This is a genomic window from Frateuria sp. (assembly GCF_013362045.1).
Lineage (GTDB): Bacteria > Pseudomonadota > Gammaproteobacteria > Xanthomonadales > Rhodanobacteraceae > Frateuria_A.
This window is the reverse complement of record NZ_JABFWW010000213.1, coordinates 1-14,618: the sequence shown is the minus strand read 5'-3', so window position 1 is coordinate 14,618 and position 14,618 is coordinate 1. Positions and strand designations below refer to the sequence as shown.

The window sequence follows — 14,618 nt, the reverse complement described above, 5'->3', positions numbered from 1 at the left end:
TACTTCTCTTTGGGCCCGCAAAGAGAAGTGACTCGAGCGCCGGCAGGCGATCGAAAGCCCGCCGCAGGCGAGCCCGGTCGCGGAAGCGCAATAGGAAAAAAGCGAAGCGCGCAACAATCCATCCCGCGAGCACCCGCCCCTCACCCCAACCCTCTCCCCAGAAGGAGAGGGAGAGGGAGCGCATGAATTAGGCTGCTGCCCTGAAGGTCAGGCGCCCGCCTTCGGCATCCACGTGGATGGTGCTACCGGGAGTGAAGCGACCTTCCAGAATCTCCTTCGCCAGCGGGTTCTCCAGTTGCTGCTGGATCGCGCGCTTGAGCGGGCGCGCGCCGTAGACCGGGTCGAAGCCGACGTTGCCCAGCAGCGCCAGCGCGTTGTCGCCGACCTCGAGCTTGAGGTCGCGCTCGGCCAGGCGCTTCTCCAGGTAGGCCAGCTGGATCTTCGCGATGGCGCGGATCTGGTTCTTGCCCAACGGGCGGAACACCACCAGTTCGTCCAGGCGGTTGATGAACTCGGGACGGAAGTGCGCCTGCACCACGCCCATCACCGCTGCTTTCATCTTGGTGTACTGCTCCTCCGCATCGCCACCCGAGTCGGCCGCATCCTGGATCATCTGCGAGCCGAGGTTGGAGGTCATCACGATGACGGTGTTGCGGAAGTCCACCGTGCGACCCTGGCCGTCGGTGAGGCGGCCGTCGTCCAGCACCTGCAGCAGGATGTTGAACACGTCCGGATGTGCCTTCTCCACCTCGTCCAGCAGGATCACGCTGTAGGGCCGGCGGCGCACCGCCTCGGTGAGGTAACCGCCTTCCTCGTAGCCGACGTAGCCGGGAGGCGCGCCGATCAAGCGAGCCACGGAGTGCTTCTCCATGAACTCGCTCATGTCGATGCGCACCATCGCTTCCTGCGTGTCGAACAGAAATTCGGCCAGCGCCTTGCACAGCTCCGTCTTGCCCACACCGGTGGGCCCCAGGAACAGGAACGAGCCGTACGGCCGGTTGGGATCGGACAGGCCCGCACGGGCGCGGCGGATCGCGTCGGACACTGCGCGCACCGCCTCGTCCTGGCCGACCACGCGCCGGTGCAGGTCGTCCTCCATGTGCAGCAGTTTCTCGCGCTCGCCTTCGAGCATCTTGGAGACCGGGATGCCGGTCCAGCGCGAGACCACTTCGGCGATCTCCTCGTCGGTGACGCGGTCCTGCACCAGCTTGAATTCCTGCTTCTCGGCGGCCTGCGCGGCAGCGAGCTGCTTTTCCAGTTCCGGCAGGCGGCCGTACTGGAGCTCGCTCATCTTCGCGTAGTCCTGCCGGCGCTGGGCGGCGTCGAGCTCCACGCGCGCGGCTTCGATCTGCTCCTTGATCTTGGTCGCGCCCTGCAGCGCGGCCTTCTCCGACTTCCACACTTCATTGAGATCGGAGAACTCGCGCTCGAGCTTCTCGATGTCGCTCTCCAGGTCCGCCAGGCGCTTCTTGGAGGCCTCGTCGGTCTCCTTCTTGAGCATCTCGCGCTGGATCTTGAGCTGGATCAGCCGCCGCTCGAGTCGATCCAGTTCCTCGGGCTTGGAGTCGATCTCCATGCGGATGCGGCTGGCCGCCTCGTCCATCAGGTCGATGGCCTTGTCCGGCAGCTGGCGGTCGGTGATGTAGCGGTTGGAGAGCGTGGCCGCGGCGACGATCGCCGGGTCGGTGATTTCCACGCCGTGGTGCACGGCATAGCGCTCCTTCAGGCCGCGCAGGATGGCGATGGTGTCCTCCACGCTCGGCTCGCCCACGAACACCTTCTGGAAGCGGCGCTCCAGCGCGGCATCCTTCTCGATGTACTTGCGGTACTCGTCCAGCGTGGTGGCGCCGATGCAGTGCAGCTCGCCGCGCGCCAGCGCGGGCTTCAACATGTTGCCCGCATCCATCGCGCCCTCGGCCTTGCCGGCGCCGACCATGGTGTGCAGCTCGTCGATGAACAGGATGACGCGGCCTTCCTGCTTGGCCAGGTCGTTGAGCACGGCCTTCAGGCGCTCCTCGAACTCGCCGCGGAACTTGGCGCCGGCGATCAGCGCGCCCATGTCCAGCGCGAGCACGCGGCGGTCACGCAGGCCCTCGGGCACCTCGCCCTTGACGATGCGCTGGGCCAGGCCCTCGACGATGGCGGTCTTGCCCACGCCCGGCTCGCCGATCAGCACCGGATTGTTCTTGGTACGCCGCTGCAGCACCTGCACGGTGCGGCGGATCTCCTCGTCGCGGCCGATGACGGGATCGAGCTTGCCGCTCTCGGCGCGCGCGGTGAGATCGATGCAGTACTTCTCCAGTGCCTGGCGCTGCTCCTCGGCGTTCTCGCTCTGCACCTTCTCGCCGCCGCGCAGTTTTTCGATCGCGGCTTCGAAATTCGCCCTGGTGGCGCCGGTGGCCTTGAGCGCCGCGCCGACCTCGCCCTTGTCCTCCAGCGCGGCCAGCACGAACAGTTCGGTGGCGATGAACTGGTCGCCGCGCTGCTGCGCCAGCTTGTCGGTGAGATTCAGCAGGCGCGAAAGGTCGTTGCCGACGTTGATGTTGCCCTCCTGCCCGCGCACCTGCGGCAGGCGGCCCAGGATCTCGCCGACGCGCTCGCGCAGCGCCGGCACGTTGACGTGCGCCTGGGTCAGCAGCGGCGCGGTCGAGCCGCCCTGCTGGTCGAGCAGCGCCGCCATCACGTGCGCCGGCTCCAGGATGGGGTTGTCGCGGCCCACGGCCAGTGATTGCGCGTCGGCCAGCGCCTGCTGGAAACGCGAGGTGAGTTTGTCCATCCGCATGAGGTGGAATCCTCGGAATTCGAAGGGCGGCCCCGCCGCAATGCGCACGAGATAGGGGCGTCTCAGTCTCCTTCAAGACGGCGGGGGCTGCCTGTTCGCCACAGGTGCCTGACCGTATCATTTTCGGGTCAACCCGCAGGGACGCCGTGTGATAAAATCTTCCGGATCGCGTGTATGAGCCGCCTGGCCTGGGCGCTGCTCAATGCGCTGCAACTGCTTTTCACCCTGCTGTGGACCGCCGGCTGGATCTGCCTGGCGCTGTTGGTGCGCGTGCTCAGCGGCGGGCGCCACTGGCCGCTGCGGATGGCCTCGCGCTGCTGGGCACCCGGGCTGCTGCGCGGTGCCGGCGCGCGGCTGGAGGTGCATGGCCTGGAGCAGGTCGACTGGTCGCGGCCGCACGTGGTGGTCGCCAACCACCAGTCGATGATCGACGTCTGCGCGCTGTTCCGCGCGCTGCCGGTGCCGGTGCGCTTCGTGCTGAAGCAGGAACTGGCGAAGGTCCCGTTCGTGGGCTGGTACGCACGGGCGATGGGCATGGTGTTCATCGAGCGCGCCAGCGCGCGCAGTTCGGCGCGGCGGCTGCACGCGGCGGTCGGCATCGTGCGCGGGGGCGCCAGCGTGTGCGCCTTTCCCGAGGGCACGCGCAGCCGCGATGGCGAGGTGGGGCCGTTCAAGGGCGGCGCGTTCCAATTGGCGATCGAGGCCGGCGCGAGCGTGGTGCCGGTGGCGATCGAGGGCAGCGGCAGGGTGCTGCCGGCGGCGGGTTTCCGCGTGCGGCCCGGGCGCATCGTGGTGCGCGTCGGCCAGCCGCTGCCGGCACAGGGATTGGCGTTGCACGATCGCAGCGTGCTGGGGCAGCAGGCGCGCGCGGCGGTGGCCGCGTTGCTGGCGGAAAGCCGCCTTCAGTAACGCAGCAGCGCGTGCAGCGGTACCGAACCCTGCCAGCGCGCGCGGCCCTGCAGGGCCGGCAGTTCGATCACCACGCCGGCACCGACCAGTTCCGCGCCCAGCCGGCCCAGCAGCCTCTGCGCGGCGGCCAACGTACCGCCGGTGGCCAGCACGTCATCCACCAGCAAGGCCCGCTCGCCCGGCTGCAGCGCGTCGGCGCGCACCTCCAGCCGGTCGTGGCCATATTCGAGCGCGTAGTCGATGCCCACCACCGGCGGTGGAAGCTTGCCCGGCTTGCGCAGCGGCACGAAGCCCGCGCCGAGCTTCTGCGCCAGCGCAGCGCCGAAGATGAAGCCGCGCGATTCGATGCCGCACACCGCCCGCACACCCTCGCCCAGCCAGGGTTCGGCCAGCGCGTCGATGCAGCGGGCGAAGGCGCCGGCGTCGGCCAGCAGCGGCGTCACGTCGCGGAAGACGACGCCCGGCTGCGGGAAATCCGGTATGGCGCGGATCAGTGCCTGAAGGTCCTGCATCAACTACTCCTCAGGGGACGCGCGCGCAGCGTGCCGAGCAGGATACCGGCCAGCGCCAGCGCCAGGCCCAGCCAGTCGCCACCGCCGGTCGGCCGCTCGAACAGCAGCACGTCCAGCACGAACGCCAGCGCCGGCTGCAGCAGCAACAGCAGCCCCACCAGCGAGGCGGGCAGCTGCGGCATCGCGCGCACCATCAGCAGCCATGCCAGCACCTGACCGAAGAAGCCCAGCGCCAGCAGCACGACCCAGTTGCGCGCGGTGGCGAGCACGAAGCCGTCGCCCTCGCCCAGCCCCCACAGCAGCAGGAGCAGCGCGCTCAACAGGCTCATCAGGCCGAGGAACTGTGCCGCCGACAAAGCCGTGTGGCCCGACAACGCGCGACGGAAGCTCAGCAGGTACACGGTGTAGGCCAGGCCGCTGGCCAGTCCCAGCCACACGCCGAGCCTATGCCGCGCATCGAACAGCGACCAGTGCGCGCCGACCAGCAGCCACAACCCCGCCAGCGCCACCGCGATGCCAGGCAGGAACCAGCGCCCCAGCCGCTCGCGGTAGACGAACCAGCCGACCAACGCCATCAGGAACACCTGGAAGTTGGTCAGCAGGGTGGCCACGCCCGGCCCGACCCACAGGATGCTGCGATGCCAGAAAATCAGGTCCAGCGAGAAGCCAGCGGCCGGCAGCAGCGCCAGCGCCAGATCCCGCCAACCTACCCGCACCCAGCGTCCGCCGAACGCCACCCAGCCCAGCAGCATCGCGCCACCGAACAGCATGCGGTAGAACGCCGACACGGTCGGCGCCACCTGCGCCAGCACCACGAAGATGCCGGTGCTGGACAGCAGCATCGCACCCAGCGCCATGCGGCCGACCGCCGCCGGCGGCGCCAGTGGCGTCGCGGGAGAGGAAACCTGCACGCTCACGGCGTATCGGTCGCCAGCTGCGCGTCGCCGTCCCAGTCCTGCAGGGATGCGCGCGCCTGCGCCAGCTGCGCCTCGACCTGCCGCACGACGGCATCGGCGGCTGCCACGGACGACTCGGGCACCATCACTGCCACGTAGTCGATCGCCGGCAGCTGGCCCACCGCACCGGTCAGGTATTCGCCGGCGATGAATGCGGGGATCTCCTCGCGTTCCAGCGCATCCTTCACCAGGTGGGCGTCGATCAGGCTTTGGGCTCGGTAGGCGATGCGCATGCGGCCACGCTACTGCGCGCCACACGCAGCGGCAAGCTGCCGGTTCCTCTGGCCGGAGCCGGCAAACCCCTCCCATCGCCCGCAACGACAGGCTAAGGAGCACAGGCCTGTCCGCAACTCAGGGTAAACTCCCGGGTTTCCACCCGTACCTGCGCGAGCCGCATCAGATGTCCAGCGAAAGCCCCGCCGCCGAAAGCACCCCCAGCACCCACGAGAACGGGCAGCGGGCCGATGTGCAAAGGGACTTCGTGCGCCAGATCATTCGCGAGGACCTCGCCTCCGGCAAGCACGCGGCGATCCGCACGCGCTTTCCGCCCGAGCCCAACGGCTACCTGCACATCGGCCACGCCAAGGCGATCTGCCTGAACTTCGGCATCGCACGCGAGTTCGGCGGCTGGTGCAACCTGCGCCTGGACGACACCAACCCGGGCAAGGAAGACCCCGAGTTCGTCGAAGGCATCAAGGACGACGTGCGCTGGCTGGGCTTCGACTGGCACGACCTGCGCCACGCCTCGGACTACTTCGACGTGTTCTACCGCGCCGCGCTCAAGCTGATCGGGGACGGCAAGGCCTACGTCGACGACCTCACCGCCGACGAGGTGCGCGAGTACCGCGGCACGCTCACCGAGCCGGGCCGCAACTCGCCCTGGCGCGACCGTTCGATCGAGGAGAACCTCGGCCTGTTCCAGCGCATGCGCGCGGGCGAATTCGCCGACGGCAGCAAGACGCTGCGCGCGAAGATCGACATGGCCGCGGGCAACATCAACCTGCGCGACCCGGCGCTCTACCGCATCCGCAAGATCGCCCACCAGAACACCGGCGACGCCTGGCCGATCTATCCGATGTACGACTTCGCGCACGCGCTGTCCGACGCGATGGAAGGCATCACCCATTCGCTGTGCACGCTGGAGTTCGAGGACCACCGCCCGCTGTACGACTGGTGCGTGGACAACGTCGACCTGACCGCGCATCCGCAGCTGTGGCAGTCGGTGGTCGAGGCCGGGCTGGAAGCCAAGCCCGCCAAGCCGCGCCAGATCGAGTTCTCGCGCCTCAACCTGTCCTACTGCATCACCAGCAAGCGCAAGCTCGCGCAGCTGGTGAACGAAGGCCTGGTCGACGGCTGGGACGACCCGCGCATGAACACCCTGCGCGGCCTGCGCCGTCGCGGCTTCACGCCGGCCGGCCTGCGCCTGCTGATCGAACGGCTGGGCATCAGCAAGCAGAACAGCGTGATCGACTACGCGATCCTCGAGAACTGCGTGCGCGAGGACCTGGACGCCACCGCGCCCCGGCGCATGGCGGTGCTCGACCCGCTCAAGCTCACCCTCACCAACCTGCCGGGCAACCACGAAGAAACGCTCACCTTCGCCAACCATCCGAAGGACGAGAGCTTCGGCACGCGCGAGGTGCCGTTCGCCAGCACCGTGTGGATCGAGCGCGAGGACTTCGCCGAGGTACCGCCCAAGGGCTTCAAGCGCCTCGTTCCCGGCGGCGAAGTGCGCCTGCGCGGCGTGGGCATCGTCAAGTGCGAGGAAGTGGTCAAGGACGCGGCCGGCGACGTCATCGAATTGCGCTGCACGCTCGATCCGGACTCGCGCGCCGGCTTGCCGGGCGCCGACCGCAAGGTCAAGGGCACCATCCACTGGGTCAGCGCGCGCCACGCGGTGGCCGCCGAGGTGCGCATGTACGACCGCCTGTTCAACGTGCCGGCGCCCGACGACGAGAGCGACGGCAAGAGCTGGATCGAGCACGTCAACCCGGACGCCAAGCGGGTCGGCCGCGGCTGGCTGGAGCCCGCGGCGGCGCGGGCCGAACCGGAGCAGCGCTACCAGTTCGAGCGGCTGGGCTACTTCGTCGCCGACCGCCTCGACCATCGGCCGGATGCCCCGGTGTTCAATCGCACGGTGACCCTGCGCGACACCTGGACCAAGTCCTGAGCATGCTGCTGCCCCTGCAACTGCACCTCACGCTGCCGCCCTGGGTCGAGGAAGTGGCCGAAACCGGCCGCCGCTACCTCGCCGACGAGGAGCGCGTGGGCCTGGCCATCGAGCTGGCGCGGCAGAACGTGGCGCGCGCCCACGGCGGCCCGTTCGGCGCGGCGGTGTTCCACGAGGACGGCCGGCTGGTGTCCGTCGGCATCAACCGCGTCGTGCGGCAGAGCTGCTCGGTCGCGCACGCCGAGATGATGGCCTACATGCTCGCCCAGCAACGGCTGGCTAGCTTCCGCCTCAATGCCGGGGACAACGGCCGCTATATCCTCGCCACCAGCGCCCAGCCCTGCTGCCAGTGCTTTGGCGCCACCGTGTGGGCGGGCATCGACGAGTTGCTGATCGGCGCGCGCGGCGAGGACGTCGAATCGCTCACCACGTTCGACGAAGGCCCGCTGCCCGACGATTGGGTCGCCCAGCTGCAGCGTCGCGGCATCGCGGTGCGTCGCGACATCCTGCGCGACCAGGCGCGTGCAGTCCTGGCCGACTACGGCAAGAGCGGAGCGCACTATTGAGCCGGCTGCGAGCCGCGTTGCCGTTGCTGCTGCTGGTGATCGCCGGCGTGGTGCTGTTCGCCTCGGGCGCGCTGGACCGGCTCAACCCCGAGCAGTTGGTGGCCCACCAGGCCGAGATGCACGCGCAGATCACGGCCAACCCCTGGATCGCCCGCGCCGCCTACATCGGCCTGCTGACCCTGGCGATGGCCACCGGCATCCCCGGCACGGTGATCATCATCTTCGCCGGCGGCTTCGCCTTCGGGGTGCCCCAGGGCACCGCCTATTCCTCGGTCGGCCTGACCCTGGGCTCGCTGATCCTGTACCTGGCCAGCCGCTATGCCTTCGGCTCCGGCAGCCGGCATCCGCCCGCCCTGGTGGAGCGCCTGCACCATGGCTTCGAGCGCCATCCGGTGAGCTACACGCTGTTCCTGCGCTTCGTGCCGGTGGCGCCGTTCGGGCTGATCACCGTTTGCCTGGCCTGGCTGCGCTGCCCGCTCTGGCTGTTCATCGGCGCCACCTGGCTGGGCGGCACCGTGGCATTGGTCTTCGAGACTTCGATCGGCGCCGGCCTGGGCCAGGCGCTCACGCAGACCGACCGCATCGGCCTGGGCCTGTTCATGCATCGCGAAGTGCTGCTGCCGTTGGCGGCGATCGCCCTGCTCGCGCTGCTGCCGCTGCTGATCGGCCACTTCACCCGGCACCGCCGCCAACCGCAGGGCGGCGACTAGCGCACGCCCGGCGCCAGCCGCGTGCTCAGTCGAACACCGGCTCGCAGCGCACCTCGCAGCGCACCGAATTGGCGAGGAAACAGGCCTCGTGCGCATCGTGGTGGAGCTGCCCGACCTGCTCGCGGCTGGGCAGGATCTCGCCGGAGAAATCCACCCGCGGCCGCAGCAGTACCTCGCGCATGACGGTGCGGTTGCGCTCGTCGCGCCCCATGGTGCCGACGGCCGCCTCGCGGTAGCTGTCCACGCGGAAACCCTTGCGCGCGGCCAGGTCCAGGAACCAGAGCATGTGGCAGCTGGCCAGCGAGGAGACGAAGGCTTCCTCCGGGTCCACCGCGTAGGCGTCCGACATCGGCAGCGGCACCACGTCGGGCGAGGAGGACATCGGCACGCTCGCGCCGCCGTCGAAGCTGGCCAGATGGCGACGGCTGTAGCGTTTGTCCAGAAAGTCCTGGTCCCCACGGGTCCAGAGCAGTTCGGCGGTGTGCTTGCCCATGCGTCCTCCGTCGGCAAGGTGTTGCAGGAACGCGGCGGCTCAGCTGCGTTTGCGGAAGTAGAGCCATGCCACCAGCGCCAGCGCCACCGCGGGCAGCAGGTTGGCCGGCAGCGGCGGCACGCCGTAGATGGTGGCGAAGTTCACCAGCGCCTTCTGCAGGAAGTACCAACCGATCGCCAGCAGGATGCCGATGAAGATGCGCTTGCCCAGCCCCCCCGAACGCAGCGCGCCGAACGCGAACGGCATCGCGCACAGCACCAGCACCAGCGTGTTGAGCGGGTAGAGCACGCGGCCCCAGAAGGTCACCGCGTAGATGCCTGGGTTCTGCCCGTTGCGCGTGAGGTAGCTCATGTTGCGGTGCAGGTCGCGCATCGGCAGGTACTGCGGCTGGATCACCGACTGTTCCAGCACGCGCGGGTTGAGGCGCGAATCCCAGGGTTCGCTCGCGGCGGAGCTGCTGTGCGTGCCGCCGGCGTCGAGCGTGGTGGTGCGCACGTCCTGCAGGGTCCAGCGGCGGCCGTCGTTCTGCGCCGTGCGGGCCCAGTCGAAGCGGCTGACCTGGCCGTCGAGAGTGAGCGTGAAGACCCGCACGTCAGCCAGCTGCACCGTGTTGTGCCCGTCGACCTGCTTGATCAGCGTGGCCTTGGCATTGATGACGCGGTCGCCGTCGCGCGCCCACAGGCCGGTGCTGCCGGACAGGCCCAGGTTGTTCGCCTTCAGGCGCAGTTGCATGGCCTGCGCCTGCTGGTCGCCCCAGGGCGCGGCGGTTTCGCCCAGGATGGTTACGCCCAGGGTGAGCACCGCCACCACGCCGGCTGCCGAGGCGGCGATGCGCAGCCGCGACATGCCCGCGGCGCGCAGCGCGGTCAGCTCGCCGCTGGCGCCCAGCGCGCCCAGGCCCATCAGGCCGCCGATCACCGCGGCGAAGATGAACATCTCGTACAGGCGCCGCGGCACCGTGACCAGCACGTAGCTGATCGCGTTGAATGTGGTGAAGCCGTTGCGCCCGACCAGCCCGAGCTGGCGCAGCAGCTGGGTGACCGCATCGAAGCCCGTGAGCACCAGCCACACGGTGAGCAGCGAACCCAGCACCGCCATGCCGACCAGGCGGTCCACGCGCTTGATCGAAAGCTGCATCAGGCCACCGCCTCGCGTGGGCCGCGCGGCTTGCGCGGGGCGTACTGCTTCCAGAACAGCCAGGCCGCCAGCGCCAGCGCCAGCAGGTGCACACCCAGCAGCGGCAGCGAGTTGGCCCAGTGCCCCTTGCCGATCTGCGCACGGCCGAGCGCCAACAGCAGGTAGTAGAGATAGAAGCCCAGCAGCGCCAGCATGACCCGTCCATAGCGCGGCTCGCGCGGGCTCTGCCGCGACAGCGGCAGGGCCAGCATCAGCAGCACGAAGGCCATCGGCGGCGCATGCACGCGCCAGGCGAATTCGGCGCGCGCGTCGGGCGAGGCGGAGGTGGCCAGCGCCCAGCTGCCCTGCGCATGCGCCGGGTCATCCTCGTCGCTGGCCTTCACTTCCGACAGCGCCACGTCGTTGCGCGCGTACTGCATGCGCCACCAGTCGTCCCGGCCGAGCGGGATCTTGTACTGCCAGCCATCGCGCAGCGCCATGAAGCGGCCTTGGCCGTTGCTCTCCTGATAGAGCTGGCCGCCCGCGGCGGTGACCAGCTTGATCTGGCGGACACCGTCCTTGTCCACGCTCTCGCTGGCCACGAAAGTCTTGCCCAGCACGCTGCCGTCGCGGCTCAGGGACTGGACGAAGATGATCCCGCCCTTGCCCGGCAGCTCGGTGAAGCGCCCGGCATCGAGGCCGGCGGCGATCACCGAGCGGTTGGCCTCGGCCACCAGCGCGTCGGAAGTGCGCACCGCCCACGGCCCCAGCCACAGCGACACCAGGGCGGTGACCAGCACGATGGTGCCGGCCAGGATCGCCACCGGCTTGAGCAGCCCGCGCGGGCCCATGCCGGAAGAAGCCAGCACGTGCATTTCGCTTTCGCGGTACATGCGCCCGAGCGCCATCATCACGCCGAGGAAGCCGGCCAGCGGCAGCAGGTTGGTCAGCCCGTCCAGCGTGCGCAGGCCCAGCACCGGAAACATCACGCTGGCCGGGAAGCTGCCGCCGGCCACCTGCTGCAATACCTTTGCGAAGGTCGTGCCGGTGATGATCGCCAGCAGCACGATCGTGGTGGCGACCACCGTCTGGGCCAGTTCGCGCAGGAAGTAGCGGTCGAGGATGCTCAGCATGCGATAGGATTGAGGGCTTCGCACCGCAGGCCGGCGCCGAACGCCAAGTCTAGCCGGTCCGCTTCCCTTCTTCGCTCCGAAGGACCTCTTCCGATGACGCTTCAGTTCAGTCTGGTCGCCGCCAGCACCTCGCCCGAAACCGTCGATACGCCCTGCCTGGTGGTCGGCGTCTACGAGAACGGCCTGCTCACCAGCGCCGCCGCGCGGCTGGACGGCGCCAGCGAGGGAGCAGTCAAGCGCCAGCTGGAGAGCGGCGACATCAACGGCAAGGCCGGCAGCGTCGCCGTGCTGTACGCACCCGGGGGCATCGCCGCCCGCCGCGTGCTGGTGGTGGGCCTGGGCGCACAGAAGAGCTTCGACGCGGCGCGCTACCAGAAGGTGCACCTGGAAGCCGCCCGCGCGCTGGGCAGGCTGCCGGTCGACACGGCCGTCTCCTACCTGGCCGACCTGGAGGTTCCCGGTCGCGACGCCGCCTGGCGCGTGCGCATCGCGGCGCTGGCCGCCGACTACGCCGCCTACCGCTACACCGCCACCTTCAAGCCGCGCGAGAAGAGCGCGCAACCGGAACTCAAGTCGATCGCCTTCGTCGCCGCCGACGAGGCGCGGCACGGGCTGGACCAGGCAGCGGCGATCGCGCAGGGCGTGCGCTTCGCCCGCGAGCTGGCCAACCTGCCGCCGAACATCTGCAACCCCTCCTACATCGCCGCGCAGGCGCAGGCCTTCGCCGAGGCGCACGAGGGCGTGAACTGCCGCGTGCTCGACCACGAGGAGATGGGCAGGCTCGGCTTCGGCTCGCTGCTGGCGGTCGGCCGCGGCTCGGCCAACAAGCCGCGCCTGATCGCGCTGGAGTACAACGGCGGCAACGCCGGCGACAAGCCCTACGCCTTCGTCGGCAAGGGCATCACCTTCGACTCCGGCGGCATCAGCCTCAAGCCCGGCGCCGGCATGGAGGAGATGAAGTACGACATGGGCGGCGCCGCCGGCGTGCTCGGCGCCTTCATTGCCGCGGTAAAGATGGAACTCAAGCTCAACCTGGTCTGCGTGGTGCCGTCGGCCGAGAACATGCCCGACGGCGACAGCTACCGTCCCAGCGACGTGCTCACCAGCCTCTCGGGCCTGACCATCGAGGTGCTCAACACCGATGCGGAAGGCCGCCTGATCCTGTGCGACGCGCTGACCTGGACCGCGCAGACCTACCAGCCGCAGGCCATCGTCGACGCCGCCACGCTCACCGGCGCCTGCGTCGTCGCGCTGGGCAAGCACGCCAGCGGCCTGATGAGCAAGCACGACGACCTCGCCGCCGAGCTGCTTGCCGCCGGCGAGGACACGCTCGACCGCGCCTGGCGCCTGCCGCTGTGGGACGACTACCAGGTGCAGCTTGAGTCGGGCTTCGCCGACGTGGCCAACATCGGCGGCAAGAGCGCCGGCGCGATCACCGCCGGCTGCTTCCTCTCGCGTTTCACCGAAGGCCAGCGCTGGGCGCACCTGGACATTGCCGGCACCGCCTGGGACGAGGGCCGCAAGGGCCTGGCCACCGGACGGCCGGTGGCGCTGCTGGCGCAGTGGCTCATGGATCGCGCCGGCTGACGCGCGACGCGGTAAAGGAACGGGGAGACCTGCGGGCGCGCGCCTTGCCTGCCGCCATGGCACGATGAACGCCGATTCCACCTTGCACGTTCCTTTAATTCCCGTTCCCTGTCCCATCACCATGCCACGCGCCGACTTCTACCTGATCGACAAGCCGCGCTTCCGTGAACAGCCGCTGCTGCTGGTGTGCGAGCTGGCGCGGCGCGCCTATGCGGCACAGCAGCCGACGCTGATCCTCACCCGCGATTTCGAGCAGGCCGAGGCGGTCGACACGCTGCTGTGGGACTTCGACCCGGACGCCTACGTCCCGCACCAGCTCGCCGGCGACGACGACGACGACCACACCGCCGTGCTGATCGTGCCGCCCGGCATCGACACGCCCGACCGCCCGCTGGTGATCAACCTGCGCGAGGGCTGCTTCACCGGCCGCTTCGAGCGCGTGCTGGAAGTCGTCCCCGCCGATCCTGCCGAGCGCATCGGTTCGCGCGCGCGCTGGCGCGACTACCAGCAACGCGGCCTGCAGCTCGCCAAGTTCGACATGTGACGCCGCCCACGCGGCGGCTGCCGACACGCCGGCACCGGCCTGCCGTCCGGCCCTCGCGGCGGTATGCTCTGGGCAACTTCGGACAGGGGCCGGACGATGGATCAGCGGATCGAGAGCCAGGCGATACCGTCGGCGGCAGCCGGGCGCGCGCGCGGCGGGCGCCCCACGCAGCAGGACGCCCTGGTCTGCCTGCATGACGCAGCCACCGATGCGCGGCTGCTGGTGCTGGCCGACGGCATGGGCGGCGACGGCGCCGGCGAGCTGGCGTCCGCGGACGTCATCGAAACCGCCCGCCGGCTGTGGAACGAAGGCCAGTGGCGCGAGCAGCCCGGCCCCTTGTTCCTCGAGTCGCTGTGCCAGGCGGCCCATGCGGGGTTGCGCCGTCGCGGCGAAGGCCTGGTGGGCGCCGAACCGCATTCGACGGTGGTCGCCCTGCTGATACGCGGGCGGCGTGCCTGCTGGGCGCACGTGGGCGACAGCAGGCTCTACCGTTTCCAGCACGGGCGTTGCCTCGGCCGTACCGAGGACCACAGCCTGGCGCAGCTGAAGGTATCGCGCGGCGAGCTCGACGCCGAGGCGATGGGCGCGGACGCCGACCAGCACGTGCTGCTGCGCGGCCTGGGCGGGCCGCAACCGCCACAGGTCGAGCACGGCTTTGCGGCGATCCGCCCGGGACAATCGTTCGTGCTGTGCAGCGACGGCGTGTGGGAACGGCTGTCCACCGGCGAGCTGGGCCGGCTCGCGCGCCGCAGGAACCTCCGCCGGGCCATGCACGAGGCGCTGGACCGGGCGGTGGAGCGCGGCGGCGTCGACGGCGACAATGTGTCGTTGATCCTGGTTCGGATAGGCTGGGCGGCCTGGTGGCGCGCACGCGTCCCGCGGGGGTGGGTGCAGGCGGCCCGCGACGGTACGGCCAAACCCGGCCAGATGGGTGTTCGACAGGCATGAGGAAAGCGGTGCAGAACTTGGAATACGCGCGTCTCGCGCACGCACGCCGTGCGGCGGCGCTGGCACTGGTCGGCCTGCTGGTGGCCGGCCTTGGCGGATGCGCCGAGCTGAGGGCACGCCTCGGCGGCCACGCCACGCCAACCCCGGCGGCGACCCAGGCGCCCGCGCCGGCGCCCCCGCCTCCCGCGGACG

Annotated in this window: 15 protein-coding genes; 7 read left to right on the top strand and 8 right to left on the bottom strand. The window is 69.9% G+C overall.

Features of this window, described 5'->3' with window-relative positions; translation table 11 throughout:
- Together HOQ08_RS10215 and clpB are read right to left on the bottom strand one after the other, a co-directional pair.
- A partial coding sequence (locus tag HOQ08_RS10215) for a hypothetical protein (protein ID WP_291194071.1) occupies positions 1-184 on the bottom strand: 184 nt, incomplete at its 3' end.
- 3 nt (positions 185-187) lie between these two features.
- Positions 188-2,782: an ATP-dependent chaperone ClpB gene (clpB, locus tag HOQ08_RS10210; RefSeq protein WP_291194068.1), complete on the bottom strand. Its 2,595-nt coding sequence runs from the start codon at positions 2,780-2,782 to the stop codon at positions 188-190.
- 174 nt (positions 2,783-2,956) lie between these two features.
- Between clpB and HOQ08_RS10205 the strand changes: the two genes are divergently transcribed.
- The gene (locus tag HOQ08_RS10205; RefSeq protein ID WP_291194065.1) at positions 2,957-3,691 is read left to right on the top strand and encodes a lysophospholipid acyltransferase family protein; all 735 of its coding nucleotides are present in this window, start codon (positions 2,957-2,959) and stop codon (positions 3,689-3,691) included.
- Here the strand turns inward: HOQ08_RS10205 and HOQ08_RS10200 are convergent.
- From HOQ08_RS10200 to HOQ08_RS10190, 3 genes are read right to left on the bottom strand one after another with little or no spacing between them, the layout of a single operon-like run.
- Positions 3,685-4,203: an adenine phosphoribosyltransferase gene (locus HOQ08_RS10200; RefSeq protein ID WP_291194062.1), complete on the bottom strand. Its 519-nt coding sequence runs from the start codon at positions 4,201-4,203 to the stop codon at positions 3,685-3,687. The two genes, HOQ08_RS10205 and HOQ08_RS10200, sit on opposite strands and share 7 nt — an antisense overlap.
- Positions 4,203-5,120 carry a DMT family transporter gene (locus HOQ08_RS10195; protein ID WP_291194059.1) on the bottom strand — a complete coding sequence of 306 codons (918 nt, stop codon included), beginning with the start codon at positions 5,118-5,120 and terminating at the stop codon, positions 4,203-4,205. The genes HOQ08_RS10200 and HOQ08_RS10195 overlap by 1 nt, the downstream gene beginning before the upstream one ends.
- Positions 5,117-5,392: a DUF2007 domain-containing protein gene (locus tag HOQ08_RS10190; protein ID WP_291194056.1), complete on the bottom strand. Its 276-nt coding sequence runs from the start codon at positions 5,390-5,392 to the stop codon at positions 5,117-5,119. Before HOQ08_RS10190 ends, HOQ08_RS10195 begins: the two co-directional genes overlap by 4 nt.
- Positions 5,393-5,559: 167 nt before the next feature.
- Here HOQ08_RS10190 and HOQ08_RS10185 point away from each other — a divergent pair, with 167 nt between their 5' ends.
- From HOQ08_RS10185 to HOQ08_RS10175, 3 genes are read left to right on the top strand one after another with little or no spacing between them, the layout of a single operon-like run.
- Complete coding sequence (locus HOQ08_RS10185; RefSeq protein WP_291194052.1) at positions 5,560-7,329, top strand: glutamine--tRNA ligase/YqeY domain fusion protein; 1,770 nt, start codon at positions 5,560-5,562, stop codon at positions 7,327-7,329.
- A 5-nt stretch (positions 7,330-7,334) separates the two neighbouring features.
- Positions 7,335-7,895, top strand: coding sequence for a nucleoside deaminase (locus HOQ08_RS10180; RefSeq protein WP_291194081.1), 561 nt, complete (start codon positions 7,335-7,337; stop codon positions 7,893-7,895).
- Positions 7,892-8,605, top strand: coding sequence for a VTT domain-containing protein (locus tag HOQ08_RS10175; RefSeq protein WP_291194049.1), 714 nt, complete (start codon positions 7,892-7,894; stop codon positions 8,603-8,605). The genes HOQ08_RS10180 and HOQ08_RS10175 overlap by 4 nt, the downstream gene beginning before the upstream one ends.
- A 25-nt stretch (positions 8,606-8,630) precedes the next feature.
- On the opposite strand, the gene HOQ08_RS10170 is transcribed toward HOQ08_RS10175, so the two are convergent.
- From HOQ08_RS10170 to lptF, 3 genes are read right to left on the bottom strand one after another with little or no spacing between them, the layout of a single operon-like run.
- Positions 8,631-9,098, bottom strand: coding sequence for an OsmC family protein (locus tag HOQ08_RS10170; RefSeq protein ID WP_291194046.1), 468 nt, complete (start codon positions 9,096-9,098; stop codon positions 8,631-8,633).
- Between the two features lie 39 nt (positions 9,099-9,137).
- A complete protein-coding gene (gene lptG / locus HOQ08_RS10165) occupies positions 9,138-10,238 on the bottom strand; it encodes an LPS export ABC transporter permease LptG (protein WP_291194078.1) in 1,101 nt (366 codons plus the stop codon).
- A complete protein-coding gene (gene lptF / locus HOQ08_RS10160; protein ID WP_291194043.1) occupies positions 10,235-11,347 on the bottom strand; it encodes an LPS export ABC transporter permease LptF in 1,113 nt (370 codons plus the stop codon). The genes lptG and lptF overlap by 4 nt, the downstream gene beginning before the upstream one ends.
- Positions 11,348-11,440: 93 nt before the next feature.
- Here lptF and HOQ08_RS10155 point away from each other — a divergent pair, with 93 nt between their 5' ends.
- From HOQ08_RS10155 to HOQ08_RS10145, 3 genes are all read left to right on the top strand, one after another.
- The gene (locus HOQ08_RS10155) at positions 11,441-12,934 is read left to right on the top strand and encodes a leucyl aminopeptidase (protein WP_291194040.1); all 1,494 of its coding nucleotides are present in this window, start codon (positions 11,441-11,443) and stop codon (positions 12,932-12,934) included.
- A gap of 121 nt (positions 12,935-13,055) precedes the next feature.
- On the top strand, positions 13,056-13,478 hold the full coding sequence (locus tag HOQ08_RS10150) for a DNA polymerase III subunit chi (RefSeq protein ID WP_291194075.1): 423 nt from the start codon (positions 13,056-13,058) through the stop codon (positions 13,476-13,478).
- Between the two features lie 96 nt (positions 13,479-13,574).
- Positions 13,575-14,426 carry a protein phosphatase 2C domain-containing protein gene (locus HOQ08_RS10145; protein ID WP_291194037.1) on the top strand — a complete coding sequence of 284 codons (852 nt, stop codon included), beginning with the start codon at positions 13,575-13,577 and terminating at the stop codon, positions 14,424-14,426.
- Positions 14,427-14,618 lie beyond the last annotated feature (192 nt).